A 17,013-nucleotide genomic window follows, 5' to 3' on the forward strand; every position below is an offset into this window, starting at 1 on the left:
AAAAAATGAACAAGACAGTAAATATAAATCTAGCAAATACGCTCTTCCACATAGACGATGACGCGTATAACAAGCTGAGACGGTACCTGGAGTCCATTAGACGGTCGTTTGCAGGTACCAAGGGAAGCGACGAGATCATTGCCGATATCGAGGCAAGGATTGCCGAACTCTTCTTGGAGAAAATGGAGAACGAGAGACAGGTAATCACCCACAAAGAAGTTGATCAAGTAATCGAAGTAATGGGGCAACCCGAAGATTACATGGTGGACGAGGATATTTTTGAGGACGAACCCAAAAAGAGCTATGCCGAATCTTCTACGAACAGGGCAAAAAAACTGTATAGGGACATCGACCACAAATACATTGGTGGTGTCTGTGCCGGTTTGGAACATTATTTGGGCATTGATGCCCTTTGGATAAGGCTCATATTTATATTGTTGGCCGTATTTACCAGTGGTTTTGGCTTTATTGCCTACATCCTACTTTGGATCTTGGTTCCCGAGGCCGCCACCACCTCCCAAAAATTGGATATGCGGGGGGAGCCCGTCAACATCAGCAATATAGAACGCAAAGTTAAAGAGGGGTTTGATGATGTTGCGGACAAAGTAAAAAATGTTGACTACGAAAAAGTGGGCGACAAGGTCAAAAGCGGCTCCAAGACCTTTTTTGATACCATTGGGGACATTATCCTGTTCCTTTTCAAGGTATTCGGTAAGTTCATAGGCATTCTGTTGATCATCATCGGTGCATCTACCTTGGTAGGACTGTTTTTCGGTCTATTTACCGTGGGTATGTTCGATGCGGTACATGTGCCGGGTATAGATTTTTATGAGATTGTGAACACTTCGGGCGCGCCTGTATGGGTGGTATCCATCTTGTTGTTCTTCGCTGTGGGGATTCCGTTCTTCTTCCTACTCTATTTGGGGTTGAAGATTTTGGTGAACAACTTAAAATCCATTGGAAACATTGCCAAATTCTCCTTGTTGGGCCTTTGGTTGATTTCCGTAGGACTGTTGATCGTATTTGGTATACGCCAGGCAGCGGAATTCTCTTATACCGGAAGCGTTAACGATAGAACAGAATTAACAATGGAAATACCTTCGGACACTTTGGTTATTACAATGAAGGATGGCGAAATGGATTACAACCGGGACGACATTCGTTTTGGTCGGATGACCTTTGGTTATGACGAAAACGACAACCGTATTTTAATGTCTGATGAAGTCGATATTAAAGTAAGAAAGTCGGATACGGACTCCATCAGCATCAACATTAGAAAAGATGCGGATGGAAGTTCAACACCGGCAGCTCGTGACCGCGCTAGGAACATTGAATATGCTTACACCATTGATGGCAATGAAATTGTACTGGACAAATATTTGACCACGGAAATAGCGAACAAAGCCAGAAACCAGGAGGTGACCATAACCATTTATGTACCAGAATCCATGACGGTATATTTTGATGATTCCACGACCAGATACATTGGCAGGGGAATCGACAATGATCAAGGTTTTTACCGAAGCGGTATGGCAGGTCAGTACTGGTTGATGAAGGACGACGGAGAATTGAAATGTTTGGATTGCCCTGAAGACGATGATTAGGAATCCGATGGCAATGGTAAGATCATCATCAATGAAGATGGTATCGACATCGACATCAAAGACGACCAGGACTCTTTTGAAATGAAAATCAACGAAGATGGGGTAAAAGTTAAAGCCAAAGAAAAAAGTAACAATTGAGCCCCCTAATTCGTCAATTCAGTAGATCATTATTTAAAACACATATATAAAAACAGACATTTACACTAAAATTACTTTAGTAGTCAACAAATCATTTTTCAAAAATCAATCAATAATAAAACAACAATCATGACAACACTAGCAAGATTAGCAATCACCGCACTCCTATCTCTCTTTGCATCCTCATGCATGATGAATATGAACTTCGGTAACGGAAAAACCGGTAACGGCGAAGTCGTGGAAGAAAGCCGCGATGTAAATGAGGATTTTGACATCGTATCCGCTTCAGAAGGAATAGATGTATTCGTAACCCAAGGCTCTGACTTTAACATTACCGTTGAAGCCGACGAAAACATTATTGATCTTATTGGAACGGATGTTAAGAATGGTAGACTTAAAATACACGCCATTGAAAATATTGGAAGAGCTACCAAAAACGTTTACGTGACCTTACCGGAGATCACAGCTTTGGAAAGCTCCAGTGGTGCCGACCTTATTGCACAAAACGTGGTTAAGGCCGAAAACATTGAACTGGACGCCAGTAGTGGTGCTGACCTACATGTAGAGGTTGTGGCGGGCGAAGTTTCCGCCGATGCCAGTAGCGGTGCCGATATCAAGGTATCAGGACAGGCCGATGCACTTTTTGCAGATGCCAGTAGCGGTTCCGACATTAAGGCCCAGGACCTTATGGTAAAAAGATGTAATGCGGATGCCAGCAGCGGAGCCGATATCTCGGTGAATGTTTCGGAATCTTTGGTCGCAGACGCCAGTAGCGGAGCGGATATCAAGTACACTGGCGATGCCAGCGTTGAAACCAAAAAATCCGTTTCTGGGAGCGTGCGCAAGTATTAATCCAATTCCCTTTAAATATGCAAAGGCCTACTGATTTTTCAGTGGGCTTTTGTCTTTATTATGTTTATCCGAAGCCCTATCTTAGCAAGACACAATACCTAACTAACTATGCAGATAGCGCTCAAAAAATACACGCTTCAATTAGCCCACACCTTTACCATTTCCAGAGAATCCCGGGATGAGCAGGACACCATGATCGTCTGTCTCTCTTTGAATGGAAAAACCGGTTATGGTGAAGCTACCTCGAACCCCTACTATAAAATCACCTTGGAAGGGATGATGGCCGAAATAGAAGCCGTCAGAGATCAAATTGAAAATTATGATTTTGACTCTCCTGAAAACTTTTATGAGTTTTTAGCGTCACTTGACCTCCACAAATTCACCCTTTGTGCCTTGGACCTGGCCGCAAACGACCTCTATGGCAAACTTAAGGGTAAACCGCTATACGAGCTTTGGGGCACAACCACCGAAAAATATCCAATGACCAACTATACCATAGGTATAGATACCATCGAAAAAATGGTCGCAAAGCTTCAGGAGAAGCCTTGGCCTCTCTATAAAATTAAGTTGGGGACTCCAGATGATGTCGCCATTGTTCGGGAATTGCGCAAGCACACCGATAGTATTTTTAGGATTGATGCCAACACGGCATGGACCGCAGAGGAAACCATAAAAAATGCTCCGCTATTGAAAGAATTGGGAGTGGAATTCCTGGAGCAACCTCTCAAAGCTGATGACTGGGAAGGGATGTCCTTAGTGAAGGCACAATCCGTTCTTCCTGTCATTGCAGACGAAAGTTGCATCGTAGAAAGCGATGTGGAACAATGTGGGCCTTATTTTCACGGCATTAATATTAAACTGACCAAGTGCGGGGGACTTACCCCTGCCCGACGCATGATAAAAAAAGGACGGGAGTTGGGATTACAGCTTATGGTAGGTTGTATGACAGAGTCCACCGTGGGCATCTCTGCCATTGCACAATTGTTGCCCCAGTTGGATTATGTGGATATGGACGGAGCCATGCTTTTAAAAGGGGATATTGCTAAGGGAGTCGAGATTTTGGAAAATGGCAAAGTCATATTCCCAAAATTGCCCGGTAGCGGAATAGAATTGCTCTAATGGCCTACCCAATCCAAAGCATACCCGATAGAGAGATTTTAATTGATGGCACAACCCATTTGTATTTTGGGGGAACCTCCTATTTGGGAGTGCAAAATTATGGCCCTTTCAAAGATTTGTACCTAAAAAACGTGGCCAAGTACGGAATGCAATACGGTGCCTCCCGTAAATCCAATGTTGCGCTGGAGATTTATGGAGAAACAGAAAGGCATTTGGCCCATTGGGTAGGCAGTGAAGACTGTTTGACCATGTCCAGCGGTTACTTGGCCGCCCAGTTGGTGGTGCACCATTTATTGGAAAAAGGTCATCCCATTATTGCAGCACCACATGCCCATATAGCACTTTTGATCAACGGTGTAAAGATTACATCGAGTTTGGAAGAATTGTATCAATGTGTATCGGCGGAATTGGATAAAAATCGAATGCCTGTCGTGCTATTTGATACCATCGACTTTTCCGGCCAACAATTCCCAGACTTTGATGGACTCCGCGAACTTCCATTGGACAAGATTGTCCTGATCGGAGATGACTCACATGGCATTGGCGTTGTAGGTGCCAATGGGAGTGGTTGTTACAGCATGCTCAAGGACCTGGAACCTGCCAAATTGTTGGTCTGCTGTTCTCTTGGCAAGGCATTGGGCGTACAAGCAGGAGCTGTTTTTGGGAACAAAGAGGATATCCAAATGTTGGAAACCACACCGTTTTACGGCGGGGCAAGCCCTGCTTCACCTGCATTCATGGGAACGCTTCTAGAAGCAAGCGATATATATTCCGAACGATTGGAAATATTGAAAAACAACTATCATCTCTTCAAGTCCCAACTGGAAAAACCATCATTTTTCAATAATATGGATGGTCACCCCACCTTTGAGTTTCAAAATGATACATTAGCTTCCGCCTTGAGAAAACATGGGTTTGTTTTCACCAATTTCAATTATCCTGATGAAAAAGGTCCAATGGTAAGCCGTATTGTTTTGAGCGCCTACCATAAAACAGAAGATGTCCAAAAATTAATTTCCTGTATAAACAAGCTTGTTTAAAACAGGTTCCATCAAGTATTTATACACCACATCATCACCTTTGTCCTTCAAGTAAAAAACCATTATGGATATTTTAAAAATTTAATATCAAAAATGAAATAGGGATAATTTTGGAAGCTATAAATTTAATATTGTTAAATTTTATTCATACCTTTTAATTATTATAACAATATTAAAAGTAGAGCATTATGAAAAAATCAGTTTTACTTTTCACACTCATCTTTGTTTTCTTAATCGTAGGGAGCTTTAAGAATCACGAACCAAACAATCCAACAATTGAAGGAACGTGGGAACTAGAAAGCTTTTACAATTATGATGGAGAAAATATAATAGACACCATTAAAAAATCGGATGGCTACAGACAGGTTAAAATGTATTCCAAAGAAAAAATTATGTGGACCCGATATGTACCAGATGATCCCCACGGTAGATTTGGTTATGGCTCTTACAAAGTAACGGACAATTCGTTAGTGGAAGTCATAGAATATGGTGATGATGATATGATGAAAGCTTTGGACACTATGCGCAATTTTACTTTTGAGCTGATCCTAAACGAGGATTCGTTCAGTCAAATTACGGTTGACGAAGACGGGAACAGAACATTTTCAGAGAATTACAAGCGGATTGATTGATTAACAATCACAAAAAAAGGCGCTGAATACAGCGCCTTTTTTTATGATATTATATCAATTTTTTTCTATGATGCCAACATCTCCTTGCTCTCCACTGAGGCTAAATAGCGTTCTGCATCCAAAGCGGCCATACAACCGGTTCCAGCAGCAGTAACCGCTTGTCTGTATATTTTATCCTGTGCATCTCCGCTGGCAAAAACACCAGGTTTGTTTGTTTTAGTGGATTTTGGTTGGGTAATAATATAACCTGTTTCATCCATGTCCAATTGTCCTTTAAAGACATCTGTATTGGGTTTGTGCCCAATGGCTATGAACAACCCTGTTACTGGGATTTCTTCTTTTTCACCAGTTTCGTTGTTCACAACACGTACACCTTCCACTACTTGATCACCTAGCACCTCATCAACTTCGGTGTTGTATCTGATTTCGATATTATCGATACTGTTTACCCTATGTTGCATGGCTTTGGAAGCACGCATATAATCTTTACGCACCAACATGGTCACCTTGGTACAGATATTCGCCAAATAGGATGCCTCCTCAGCAGCGGTATCCCCTGCCCCAACAATGGCCACATCTTGACCTTTGTAGAAAAATCCATCACAAACAGCACAGGCAGATACTCCACCACCTCTTAAACGCTGTTCACTTGGTATATTCAAATACTTGGCCGAAGCCCCTGTCGAAATAATCACGGTTTCCGCTTCCAATTGTGTTGAATCGTCTACAGTAATTTTGTGTATGCCACCTACTTCGTCACTTAATTCAACCGCGGTCACCATACCGATTCGTACTTGTGTGCCAAACCTTTCTGCTTGCTGTTGCAACTGCATCATCATTGCTGGCCCATCAATACCTTCTGGATACCCTGGAAAGTTATCCACTTCGGTGGTTGTGGTCAACTGACCACCAGGTTCCATCCCTGTATACAAAACCGGTTTTAAATCTGCCCTTGAGGCATAAATTGCCGCAGTATACCCTGCTGGCCCTGATCCTATAATCAATGTTTTGATTCTTTCCACTTGTTCTGACATAAATCTTCTCCTGAAATGTTACATTACAAAAGTAGGTTTTTTGTCCAAAAACTTACACCCTAGACTTTTCTGGTTTTCTTAAAAGATGTGAACAATTGTGAATGACTTGACCTTCGGCCAGTTTTTGAAGGGGTCTCAAATAAAAAAGAGCCGTAAAAACGGCTCTTTTCAGAAAAGTAGGTCAAATTTATGGGAACAAATTTGATTCTTGAAAACCGTTACAACCAAGGGGCTCAACCTCAAAAACCCCTTGGAGCAACGTAAACCTTGTAATAATAAGATATTAGGTAAAGAACACAAAGTACCCTATAATCACCCCAATCCTATTTAAGGTTTTAACTAAGCTGTATTGCTTTTCGTTAACTGAGACAAACATAACACGGTCTCTTGACACGGAAAGGGTTCAATTAACAAATGGGCATTATCCGTTAACGGATGCCCATTTTTAATTTATATTCGTGATTTTGGGGTCCTCTGTAGGAAAATATTTCTAAAAATAGACAATCGAATGAATCTCAAACAGTTGAATTACACCTTCAAGATTATTGCTTGTATTTCAATTTTTTCTCGATTGTCTCGATCATTACATTGGCGATATCTTTTCCAGTGGTATTCTCAATACCTTGAAGTCCTGGTGAAGAGTTTACCTCCAACAACAATGGTCCCTTATTGGAACGAATCAAATCGACCCCGGCTACATCCAAATTGAAAACCTTGGCAGATTTGATGGCCAATTTTCGCTCTTCTGGGGTTATCTTGACCTTTGCTGCAGCTCCACCTTGGTGAATGTTTGCCCTGAACTCTCCTTTTTGGGCAGTTCTTTGCATGGAGGCCACTACTTTACCATTTACCACAAAACAGCGGATATCGTGACCATTGGCCTCCTTAATGAACTCTTGCACCAAAATGTTGGTCTGTACACTTTTAAAGGCGTTGATCACACTCTCGGCAGCTTTATTGGTCTCGGCCAAAACCACCCCTTTTCCCTGGGTGCTCTCGAGCAACTTAATGATCAATGGGGCACCGCTTACCATACGGATAAGGTCCTTGGTATCCATTGGGGATTTGGCAAATCCTGTTGTGGGTATGTGAATATCGTTTTTGGAGAACAATTGAGAGGCAAAAAGCTTGTCCCTTGATCTACCTATGGAATCGGCGGAGTTTAAGCAATACACACCCAAGGTATCGAACTGGCGCAACAGCGCGCATCCATAAAAAGTAACCGCAGGCTTAATTCTTGGAATCACGGCATCGAACTTGTCCAACATATTTCCCCCACGATACCTGATTTCAGGCGTAGCGGCGTCGAGTTTCATGTAAACGTGCTCCACATTAAGGAACACTACCTTATGTCCGCGCATTTCACCAGCCTCAATGATTCTCTTGTTACTGTAAAGGTTGGGGTTACTCGCCAAAAGACCTATTCTAAGACCCTTTTTCTCAGTGGTAAAAGGTTCATACTTCTCCTGTAATTCTTCATCTGTAATATCGCCGCCTTGCACAAAACTTTGCGAAGGGTCCACCAAATACCTGCCATTGATTGCCTCACGGCCCAACAACATGCGATACTCCATGGTATCCCTGTTCGCAAGAGTCAGTTCTATTTCGAATATATTGCCCGAAATGTTCACATTGGCCCTGATTACTGGACGTTCTTCCGAAATACCTTGTGAACTCTTTACATGTCGTACATCGACCAATTTGGCCTGACATAAAATCGATATACTTCTATTGTCTTGAACGGGGTTGACCTCAAAACGTACCCACTCTTCCAATCCTTTTGTAAAAATTTTAATCTTACTGGCTTGAATAGATGATGTTTTTGCTCCAGAATCCACCCTGGCCTTGATGGCCGGAATTCTCAAATCATCAAATTGGCACCATTCTTCGCTACCCAATATTTTAAAATCGCTCAAAACTTATATCTATTTAATTGATTAATCGCATAATGAACAAGTCCACAACCTCGACCAAAATCAAAATAATAATGATCCATTCGAGTCTACTGCTTTCCCTATGGTCCATAATATTCATGAACAGACTTAGGTTTTCCTTGATCACAATGCCCTGTTCCTTTATATTTCGATATCGTTCCTTTAGATCAAAAATCTGTTTTAGACCTTTATCCAATCGGTCGAGTTCCAAATCTTCCCACACTACTTCGTGAGAATCAAAAATATAGAGGTTTTCAGAGATCTGGTTGTTAATGTTCAACACTTTTGCAATGTGTTTTTTCAACTTCTTCCCTCCTATGTCCAACCTTCCATTTAACTCCAGATAGGTAGTGTGCCGACGGGTCTCTTTCATTGCCTGTTCCGATAGCCCTGCAAAATGATCCAAGGCCACGGATTGCGATAAGTGCAACAACGCCAGTCTTATACCTTCCACATTGGATTTAGACAGTATTACCTTGTCCTGATCGATAATAGACTTCTCGTGATCGGAAACCAACTCCATTTCCATGGTCTCGGTAATATCGGACTGCCTCCATTCTTCACAAAATGGCTTGATTTCCTTCAAAAGTTGCGATATCTCCGCCTCACTGTATCCAAAAAAGGATACAACACCATATCTGAAGATATAAAGGTAACGTGATGCATCGGAATAAAAAAGTTCATCCCTATCGCCATAAATCAATTCCATGTTCAAAGCTCTCCGACAGGCAGGTATATCAATACTTTTTGCCAAGTGAAGAGCCATTGCCTTTGATTCCATTAGTATAGGTTAGGTGGTTGATCTATTCTTCCTCGGAACCTTCCAATTCCTCGGTGTCCAAATCTGAGTCTTCGCTGTCGTCGGTATCCGAGTCGTCAAAATCTTCCATGGCCATGACCAAACGCTTGCTCACTTTAACCAAATAAGCAGTGTCTTCGGTCCTGACCTCAACACACTCCACGACTTCGTTACTGGCATTCCTGTAGGTTACGATATCATCATCGTCGTAACCATCTGGAAACTTCTCCACAAGAAGGTTAAGCATGGTATTATCCAACTTTTTGTAATCAACGATCACTCTTTTTAAAACTGTTGTTTGTCCCTTTCTCATGGTTACATGTCTAATAAGTAAGCGAAAATCAAAGGCGCTACGATGGTAGCATCTGATTCTACAATGAATTTTGGTGTATCGATATCCAGTTTGCCCCAAGTTATTTTCTCATTGGGAACTGCTCCCGAATAAGAACCATAACTTGTGGTGGAATCGCTGATTTGACAGAAGTAGCTCCAAAACGGGGTGTCGGTCTGCTCCAAATCCTGATACAACATGGGTACTACGCAGATAGGGAAATCCCCGGCAATACCTCCTCCGATCTGGAAGAATCCGATGCCATTTTCAGAGTTTTTAGCATACCAATCGGCCAAAAAGGTCATATACTCAATACCAGATTTTACCGTGCTGGCCTTTAATTCGCCTTTGATCACGTAGCTGGCAAAAATATTTCCCATGGTGCTATCTTCCCAACCAGGAACCACAATAGGCAAGTTTTTCTTTGCAGCAGCGTACATCCACGAATCCTTGATATCTATTTCGTAGTACTGCTCCAACACCCCTGAGAGCAACAATTTGTACATAAACTCATGCGGAAAATAGCGTTCTCCTTTCTCGTCTGCTTCTTTCCAAATGTCGTAAATGTGCTTTTGCAACCTCCTAAAAGCTTCCTCTTCTGGAATACAGGTATCTGTAACACGGTTGAGGCCATTTTCCAACAGGTCCCATTCTTCTTGTGGGGTCAAATCCCTGTAGTTAGGTACACGCTTATAGTGTGAGTGCGCCACCAAATTCATTAAATCCTCTTCCAAGTTGGCTCCCGTGCAGGACACAATATGGACCTTATCGGTACGGATGATTTCAGCGAAAATTTTTCCAAGCTCGGCCGTGCTCATCGCTCCAGCCAAGGAAACCAACATTTTGGAACCTTTGTTCAGTTGATCCTCATAACCTTTGGCGGCATCCACAAGAGCTGCGGAGTTAAAGTGCAAAAAGTATTTTTGTATGAATTGTGATATTTCTCCTTTGTTACTCATCGTAATCATCTAAGTTGTTTTTGGATCTTTTAAAGTCGTCGACATCACCGTCAAAACCTTCATCCATAAATTCGTGATTGTTCGAAAATTTATAGCTCAACATTTTATAGTAAAGCTTTGCTGCCAAGAAATCGGAGGACCTGTCGATATCGTTCGGACATAGCTCCACAATATCAAACCCGACCACATTCTTTTCCCTGAAAACCCTGCGCAAAAAATCAAGGGTTTCGTACCAAAGAAGTCCCCCTGGCTCCGGTGTTCCCGTTGATGGCAAGATAGAGGGGTCAAAAGCATCCAGGTCAAAAGTGATGTAAACGTTGTCCGTCATCAAATCCAGGGCGGAATCCATCCAAAAATCATCGGAAATCATCTCGTGGGCAAAAAACACTTGATCCTTGTCCATCACCAATGTTTCGCTGTAATCCATGCTTCTAATACCCACTTGTACCAAATTGGTTGTCTCGTTGGCTTCGTACAATGCACAGGCGTGGTTATATTTTGTGCCTTCGTATTCTTTGCGCAAATCGGCATGTGCATCAATCTGAAGTACGGTGAGATCTTCAAAACATTCGTTAAAGGCTCTGATTGCTCCTATGGAAATGGAATGCTCCCCACCTACCATGGTCACAAGTTTGTTGCGGTTAATATACTCTTTCACTGTCCTGTGTACCGCTTCTACCATGGCATCGGGTGTTTCAAAACCATCTAGGGTATCGGCCAGATAAACTCCCTGCTTGTAAACTTCGCTATCGGTTTCGATATCGTATACCTCCATGTTTTCAGAGGCTTCCAAAAAGGCTTCCGGACCTTTGTCCGCTCCTTTCCCCCAGGTACTGGTACCATCATAAGGAACTGGTAACAATACTACTTTTGCCTTTTCGGGCGAGCCGTATTCCTTTGGAATACCGGCATATGTTCTTTCTGTTTTCATTTTTTTTACTACTTCCTTTTTCAATTATTGCTAGGTACTGGTAAATCATCGGCTTCTACCATAACATCGGCAGATTTTTTGTTACCGTAACCAAGTATGGAGAGAAACTCTCCTGCTGTTTGCTGCTCTGCAAACACTCGAGTGTTCAGGTTCCCTTCCTCATCCTTATCAATAAGGATATGTTGGGGGTTGGGAATCAAACAATGCTGTAATCCACCGAATCCACCAATGGTTTCTTGGTAAGCACCCGTATTAAAGAACCCAATGTACAGGGGTTTATCCTTTTTATATTTGGGCAAATAAATGGCGTTCATATGCTGCTCCGAATTGTAATAATCGTCGCTATCGCATGTTAGACCACCCAAAAGCACACGTTCGTACTCATCGTTCCAACGGTTGATGGCCAACATGATGAACCGCTTGCTAATGGCCCAAGAATCTGGCATTGTGGTTATGAAAGATGAGTTGATCATGTTCCACTTTTCACGATCGTTCTGTTGTTTTTGATAAAGTACTTCGTAGATGTTTCCTCCGCTTTCACCCACTGTGAAGCTTCCGAACTCCGTGAAGATATTGGGCACCTCTACCCCAGCTTCCTCACATGCCTGACCTATTTGATGGATAATTTCGTCCACCATGTACTCATAATCATATTCAAAGGCCAGTGAGTTTTTGATGGGAAAACCACCACCAATGTTAAGACTGTCCAAGGTTGGGCATACTTTTTTTAGGGCGATGTATACTTTTAAACACTTCAAAAGCTCGTTCCAGTAGTAGGCCGTATCCCTAATTCCCGTATTAATGAAGAAATGAAGCATCTTCAACTGTACTTGAGTGTTCGGTTTTATGGACTGGTTGTAGAACGGAACAATGTTTTTGTACCCGATACCCAATCTAGAGGTATAAAACTCAAATTTGGGCTCTTCTTCAGAGGCTATTCGGATTCCAATCTGGAACTTACCTTCAATGGCTTCGCCTAACAAGTTGATTTCCTCATAATTATCTATAATGGGGATACAGTTGCGATGACCCTCATTGATCAGTCTGGCAATGTTTTGAATGTATTGATCTCGCTTAAAGCCATTACAGATCACATAGGTGTCCTTTGTTATTTTACCCGCCTTCTTTAAATGCTCCACAATATTGATATCAAAAGCAGAAGAAGTTTCGATGTGGATATCGTTTTTCAACGCCTCGTTCAGTACATGCTCAAAATGAGAGCTTTTGGTGCAGTAGCAATAGTGGTACTTCCCAGCATATTTGTGTTTTTTAATAGCTGAGTTGAACCAACCTTTCGCTCTTTGTATGTTGTCCGATATTTTGGGCAAATAGGTAAACTTTAAGGGTGTACCATAGCGTTGCACCAAATCGTTAAGGTCTATCCCGTGGAATTGAAGCGTATTGTTCTTTAATTCAAATTCCTCTTGGGGAAAATCATAAGTCTGCTCGATTAAATCGATGTATTTCGTTTTCATTTAAATTTCGTAATGTTATAATTATAGATAGCTAAAAAGAGGCCTGTAGAACTGATGGTTCTCAGATACGAAATTCGAATACGGTATACGGTACAAAGTAAGGAGTCCGTGAAAAATCACGGTTAAAATGGTGTAGTTCTTCGAAAGTCAGCCCGTATATTCGGTGTCTTAATCTTAAGACGGCTTTTTGGGTAGACTTTCTTATCCCCAAAAGCCCGAACATGAAAAAAGTTTTCAAAGCTTGTAGGCAATGCGTCCAAATTAGTTGGACTCATTTATGGGGCAAACATAAATAAAAAACCAATACTGCAACTTTTTTTATAAAAATTTTTATTTAGTTTAAAATATTGTTTTTCAGATACTTATTGTGAAAAATTAAAATTAGTGAAAGACACAAATAAAAACTGGCCAGTAAAAAGCATCTACTGACCAGTTGTTAATTCTAATTTTTAAATAGATTATGATTTAACCAACCAATGGCGGTTTATCATTAATGAAAGGTTGTTTGTAATAACGTCTTCCAGTTGCTTTGTACAGCGCATTGGATAAGGCTCCAATTGCGGGTGGCAAAGAAGGCTCTCCCAGACCCGTTGGATCTATACCATTATCCACGAAGTGTACCTCTATATTTTTGGGCGCTTCGGAGTGACGCATGAGACGGTAGGTATCAAAATTGGATTGCTCCGGCCTTCCATCTTCAAAGGTGAGGGCACTATAGGTCGAGTGGCCAATACCATCGATCATACCACCTTCTATCTGGTTTTTGGCGGCCAATGGATTGATCACGATACCGCAGTCCACAGCGCAAGTTATTTTATCAACTCTTGGCATGTCGCCACCATCCTCCAACTCAAGAACCTGAGCTACATAGGAATTATGGCAGTAATAGGCTGCTACGCCACGGGCTTTGCCTGTTTCGGAGCCCCAATTGGATTTTTCCTTTACCAATTTCAGCACTCCTGCGTAACGCTCTGCATCGTAATCGTTTCTTTCTGGGTCACCCACAGGATTATTTATGGCCCTATCAAAGAGTGCCAATCGGAATTCCAATGGATCTTTACCGGCAGCTTCTGCCACCTCATCCATAAAAGCCTGTTCGGCACCAGCGATAAAATTGGAACGAGGCGCTCTCCAAGCTCCAGTAGTCACATTGGTTTCCAAGCTATGCTTTTCTGCCAAATAGTTGTCCACTGCTCCAGCCGGGAAGCGGTTTTCAAAAATTAAATCATCATTGGTACCTGCTCCACGCACATGCCATGCAATCAGGTTTCCGTTTTCGTCCAAACCTGCTTTATATTTTACTTTATAAGATGGGCGGTAGGTACCTTGTGTCATATCGTCCTCCCTTGAATACACCAACTTAACGGGGGCATTCATTTTTTGGGAAATCGCAGCTGCTTCTACAGCAAAAGTTCCGTAGAGTCGACGGCCAAAACCACCTCCCATACGGGTCATCATCACATCTATTTTTTCCGCAGGCATTCCTAATCTGGACACCAAGGTTTGCTCTAAAAACTCCGGGGTTTGTATTGGACCGAGCAACTCAGCTTTTTCGGGCGTGACATGCGCAAAAAAGTTCATGGGCTCCATAGTATTGTGGGCCAAATAAGGTGCTGAATAGGTACTTTCAACGATTTTGGCCGCTTTTGCAAAAGCTGCGTCCACATCCCCATCTTTTCTTGCTGGCTCTTCTTGTGGTTTTTCCAAAAGTGATGCAAGGGCTTGGTCGTGGTATGAGGTACTTTCCAATTTGGACACCTCTTCCCATTCTACATCCAACGCTTTTTTGGCCTGCATACACTCCCATGTACTGTCGCCAACAATCGCCACCAATTCTGGAATGGCACCTCCATCGGACCATCTTTTTTCTGTATCTTCAGGATATGCTTCAAAATGGAAAACATCTTTTATTCCAGGCATTGATTTTACCGATTCGGCATTCATGCTTTTGAATTTCATTCCAAATGCTGGCGGGTGTACGATCATGGCTGTCAACATTCCTTCTTTATATACATCCAATCCAAAAAGTGGTTTACCGGTAACTATTTTTTTACCATCCACATTTTTCTTGTCCGTACCAATAATGGAAAAGTTTCCATTGTCTTTCAACTGCACCTCGTCGGGCACTTCAATGCTGGTAGCGGCAGAGGCCATTTCTCCATAGCCAGCTGAATTTCCACTTGCTTCGTGGGTCAACACCCCATCTTTGGTGGTAATTTCATCTGCAGAAACGCCCCAAGCTTGAGCGGCGGCTTCTTTCAACATATGTCTTGCAGTGGCTCCCGCCATACGCAAACTTTCCCATCCTTGTCGAATGGATTGGCTACCACCGGCCAGTTGGCGTGTAAAAATATCAGTGTTCAGTGGTGCTTGTTCCACTATTACATCTTTCCATGCCGTATCCAGCTCTTCCGCTACGATCATGGGCATGGAGGTTTTTACATTTTGACCAATTTCAGGGTTCGGTGACATGATCGTAACCATACCATTGTCCCCAACTTTTAGATATCCGTTAAGTTCAAACCACTCATCTGGCAAGCTTTTTACCTGCTCAGGAGTCATTTTACAAGAAGCTAACCAGCTAAACCCAATTACAAGCCCACCACTAGCCAGTCCTGTATTCCTAATAAAGGCGCGTCGTCCTATTTTTGTCTTTACAAGTGTCATGATACTAGTTTTATGGATTATGATTTAGCCGCTAGTTTCACGGCTTTTTTGATTCTTGTGTACGTTCCACAACGGCAGATATTGCCATTCATGGCCATTTCGATTTCTTCGTCCGTTGGATTTGGATTTTTCTCCAAAAGTGCGGAAGCGGTCATAATTTGACCTGCTTGACAGTACCCACATTGAGGGACATCGACTTCCAGCCAAGCTTTTTGGACTGGGTGGTCACCTTCTTCGGATAATCCTTCTATTGTTGTGATTTCAGAGTTCCCTACGGATGAAACGGTAAGCATACAAGCTCTTGTCGCTGTTCCGTTCAAATGAATGGTGCAAGCTCCGCATTGTGCGATTCCACAGCCATATTTTGTTCCGACTAAATTTAAGTGATCTCGTAAAACCCAGAGGACCGGTGTAGATGGATCTACATCGACCTCTTGTTTTGTTCCGTTGATGTTAAGTGTAAAAGTTGCCATAATGTTGATTAATTCCCTTTGAAGTTAAAAATTTCTGTTAACAATTCGAGTAGTTCCCCCCAACATCTTCATAAAATTAACATTGTTTTTAGGTTTTTTCGAGTTACTTAAAATCAATACAAATAACAAGTAGCTGCCTCAGCTAAAAAATGAGAGTAACGACCATGGTTGTTTTACTTCCATCAATATTTCAACCGAGCAAAAACAGGCAAATGGTCCGATGGGTAACGGGTATCTTTGGAATCACTCAAAATTGCACTTTTCAAAACTTCAAAGTCATCGGAAACAAAAATATAATCGATTCTTCGTTCCACAGGTTTATTGAATTCAAAGCCATTAAACGTTCCTTTTGGACCAAAGGCATTTTTACCTGCAGCAATATGGGTGTCCGCCATTTTAGTTAACATTGCCTGTACGCCCGGACTATCACTTTCCAGATTAAAATCGCCCGTTACCACCACTGGATAGTTTTCAGTGTTCAATTCGTTTATTTTTTCAAGGATGAGCTTGGAACTTTCTTCACGTGCTTTTACCCCAACATGATCGAAATGGGTGTTGAAGACCATGAATTTTTCGCCATCACTTTTGTTTTCAAAGATTCCATAAGTACAAGTCCGTGGAAGAGCGGCATCCCACCCCTTAGATGGTTTTTCCGGTGTGGTGGATAACCAAAACGTAGATTCTTTCAAAAGTTTCACCCTTTGTTTATTGTAGAAAATGGCTGTATGCTCTCCTCTTTCATCACCATGGTCTCGCCCCACTCCAAAATAAGCGTAGTCTTCCAATCCGTTATCAATTTCCTTCACTTGATGAATCAACCCTTCTTGAATTCCGAACACATCGGGATGATAAAAATTAAGTTGGGAAATCAAGAAATCCTTTCTATTGTCCCAGTTATTTGGCGCGTCATCTGGATTATCATATCGGATATTATAAGAGATAACGTCAATGGTCTGTCAATAAGAATGCAGCATGGACCCGATGGCGAAAAGTGTAAGGAATAGGTTTTTCATTGACTTAAAGTA

15 protein-coding genes are annotated in these 17,013 nt (G+C 42.1%); 5 read left to right on the forward strand and 10 right to left on the reverse strand.

Annotated elements, in window-relative coordinates; translation table 11 throughout:
• Positions 1 to 5 precede the first annotated feature (5 nt).
• The 5 genes from J0654_RS07170 (at position 6) to J0654_RS07190 (ending at position 5,385) form a co-directional block, all read left to right on the forward strand.
• Positions 6 to 1,604 (forward strand): PspC domain-containing protein, encoded by a 1,599-nt coding sequence (locus J0654_RS07170; RefSeq protein ID WP_313783414.1) that lies wholly within the window; start codon positions 6 to 8, stop codon positions 1,602 to 1,604.
• Positions 1,605 to 1,871: 267 nt separating this feature from the next.
• A complete protein-coding gene (locus J0654_RS07175) occupies positions 1,872 to 2,594 on the forward strand; it encodes a head GIN domain-containing protein (RefSeq protein WP_207027173.1) in 723 nt (240 codons plus the stop codon).
• 108 nt (positions 2,595 to 2,702) lie between these two features.
• The gene (locus tag J0654_RS07180; RefSeq protein WP_207027175.1) at positions 2,703 to 3,713 is read left to right on the forward strand and encodes a dipeptide epimerase; all 1,011 of its coding nucleotides are present in this window, start codon (positions 2,703 to 2,705) and stop codon (positions 3,711 to 3,713) included.
• Positions 3,713 to 4,753 carry a pyridoxal phosphate-dependent aminotransferase family protein gene (locus J0654_RS07185; protein ID WP_207027177.1) on the forward strand — a complete coding sequence of 347 codons (1,041 nt, stop codon included), beginning with the start codon at positions 3,713 to 3,715 and terminating at the stop codon, positions 4,751 to 4,753. Before J0654_RS07180 ends, J0654_RS07185 begins: the two co-directional genes overlap by 1 nt.
• 188 nt (positions 4,754 to 4,941) lie before the next feature.
• Entirely contained in the window at positions 4,942 to 5,385 is a 444-nt protein-coding gene (locus tag J0654_RS07190; RefSeq protein ID WP_207027179.1) for a hypothetical protein, read from the forward strand.
• A 65-nt stretch (positions 5,386 to 5,450) separates the two neighbouring features.
• On the opposite strand, the gene trxB is transcribed toward J0654_RS07190, so the two are convergent.
• The 10 genes from trxB to J0654_RS07240 form a co-directional block, all read right to left on the reverse strand.
• Positions 5,451 to 6,419, reverse strand: a complete 969-nt coding sequence (trxB, locus tag J0654_RS07195; protein ID WP_207027181.1) for a thioredoxin-disulfide reductase — start codon at positions 6,417 to 6,419, stop codon at positions 5,451 to 5,453.
• A gap of 542 nt (positions 6,420 to 6,961) precedes the next feature.
• Positions 6,962 to 8,335 carry a 30S ribosomal protein S6--L-glutamate ligase gene (gene rimK, locus J0654_RS07200; RefSeq protein WP_207027183.1) on the reverse strand — a complete coding sequence of 458 codons (1,374 nt, stop codon included), beginning with the start codon at positions 8,333 to 8,335 and terminating at the stop codon, positions 6,962 to 6,964.
• Between the two features lie 13 nt (positions 8,336 to 8,348).
• Positions 8,349 to 9,134, reverse strand: coding sequence for an RMD1 family protein (locus J0654_RS07205; RefSeq protein WP_207027185.1), 786 nt, complete (start codon positions 9,132 to 9,134; stop codon positions 8,349 to 8,351).
• A gap of 22 nt (positions 9,135 to 9,156) precedes the next feature.
• The gene (locus J0654_RS07210) at positions 9,157 to 9,465 is read right to left on the reverse strand and encodes a hypothetical protein (protein ID WP_207027188.1); all 309 of its coding nucleotides are present in this window, start codon (positions 9,463 to 9,465) and stop codon (positions 9,157 to 9,159) included.
• A 2-nt stretch (positions 9,466 to 9,467) separates the two neighbouring features.
• Positions 9,468 to 10,442: a deoxyhypusine synthase family protein gene (locus J0654_RS07215; protein ID WP_207028015.1), complete on the reverse strand. Its 975-nt coding sequence runs from the start codon at positions 10,440 to 10,442 to the stop codon at positions 9,468 to 9,470.
• Positions 10,435 to 11,373, reverse strand: coding sequence for an agmatinase (gene speB / locus J0654_RS07220; protein WP_207027190.1), 939 nt, complete (start codon positions 11,371 to 11,373; stop codon positions 10,435 to 10,437). Before speB ends, J0654_RS07215 begins: the two co-directional genes overlap by 8 nt.
• 20 nt (positions 11,374 to 11,393) lie before the next feature.
• Positions 11,394 to 12,848 (reverse strand): arginine decarboxylase, encoded by a 1,455-nt coding sequence (locus tag J0654_RS07225; RefSeq protein ID WP_207027192.1) that lies wholly within the window; start codon positions 12,846 to 12,848, stop codon positions 11,394 to 11,396.
• 465 nt (positions 12,849 to 13,313) lie between these two features.
• Positions 13,314 to 15,515, reverse strand: coding sequence for a xanthine dehydrogenase family protein molybdopterin-binding subunit (locus tag J0654_RS07230; protein ID WP_207027194.1), 2,202 nt, complete (start codon positions 15,513 to 15,515; stop codon positions 13,314 to 13,316).
• Between the two features lie 17 nt (positions 15,516 to 15,532).
• Complete coding sequence (locus J0654_RS07235; protein WP_207027195.1) at positions 15,533 to 15,988, reverse strand: (2Fe-2S)-binding protein; 456 nt, start codon at positions 15,986 to 15,988, stop codon at positions 15,533 to 15,535.
• Positions 15,989 to 16,170: 182 nt separating this feature from the next.
• Positions 16,171 to 16,938 (reverse strand): endonuclease/exonuclease/phosphatase family protein, encoded by a 768-nt coding sequence (locus J0654_RS07240; protein ID WP_313783539.1) that lies wholly within the window; start codon positions 16,936 to 16,938, stop codon positions 16,171 to 16,173.
• Between the last annotated feature and the right edge of the window lie 75 nt (positions 16,939 to 17,013).

This window comes from Flagellimonas profundi, from assembly GCF_017313275.1.
Classification (GTDB): Bacteria; Bacteroidota; Bacteroidia; order Flavobacteriales; family Flavobacteriaceae; genus Flagellimonas; species Flagellimonas profundi.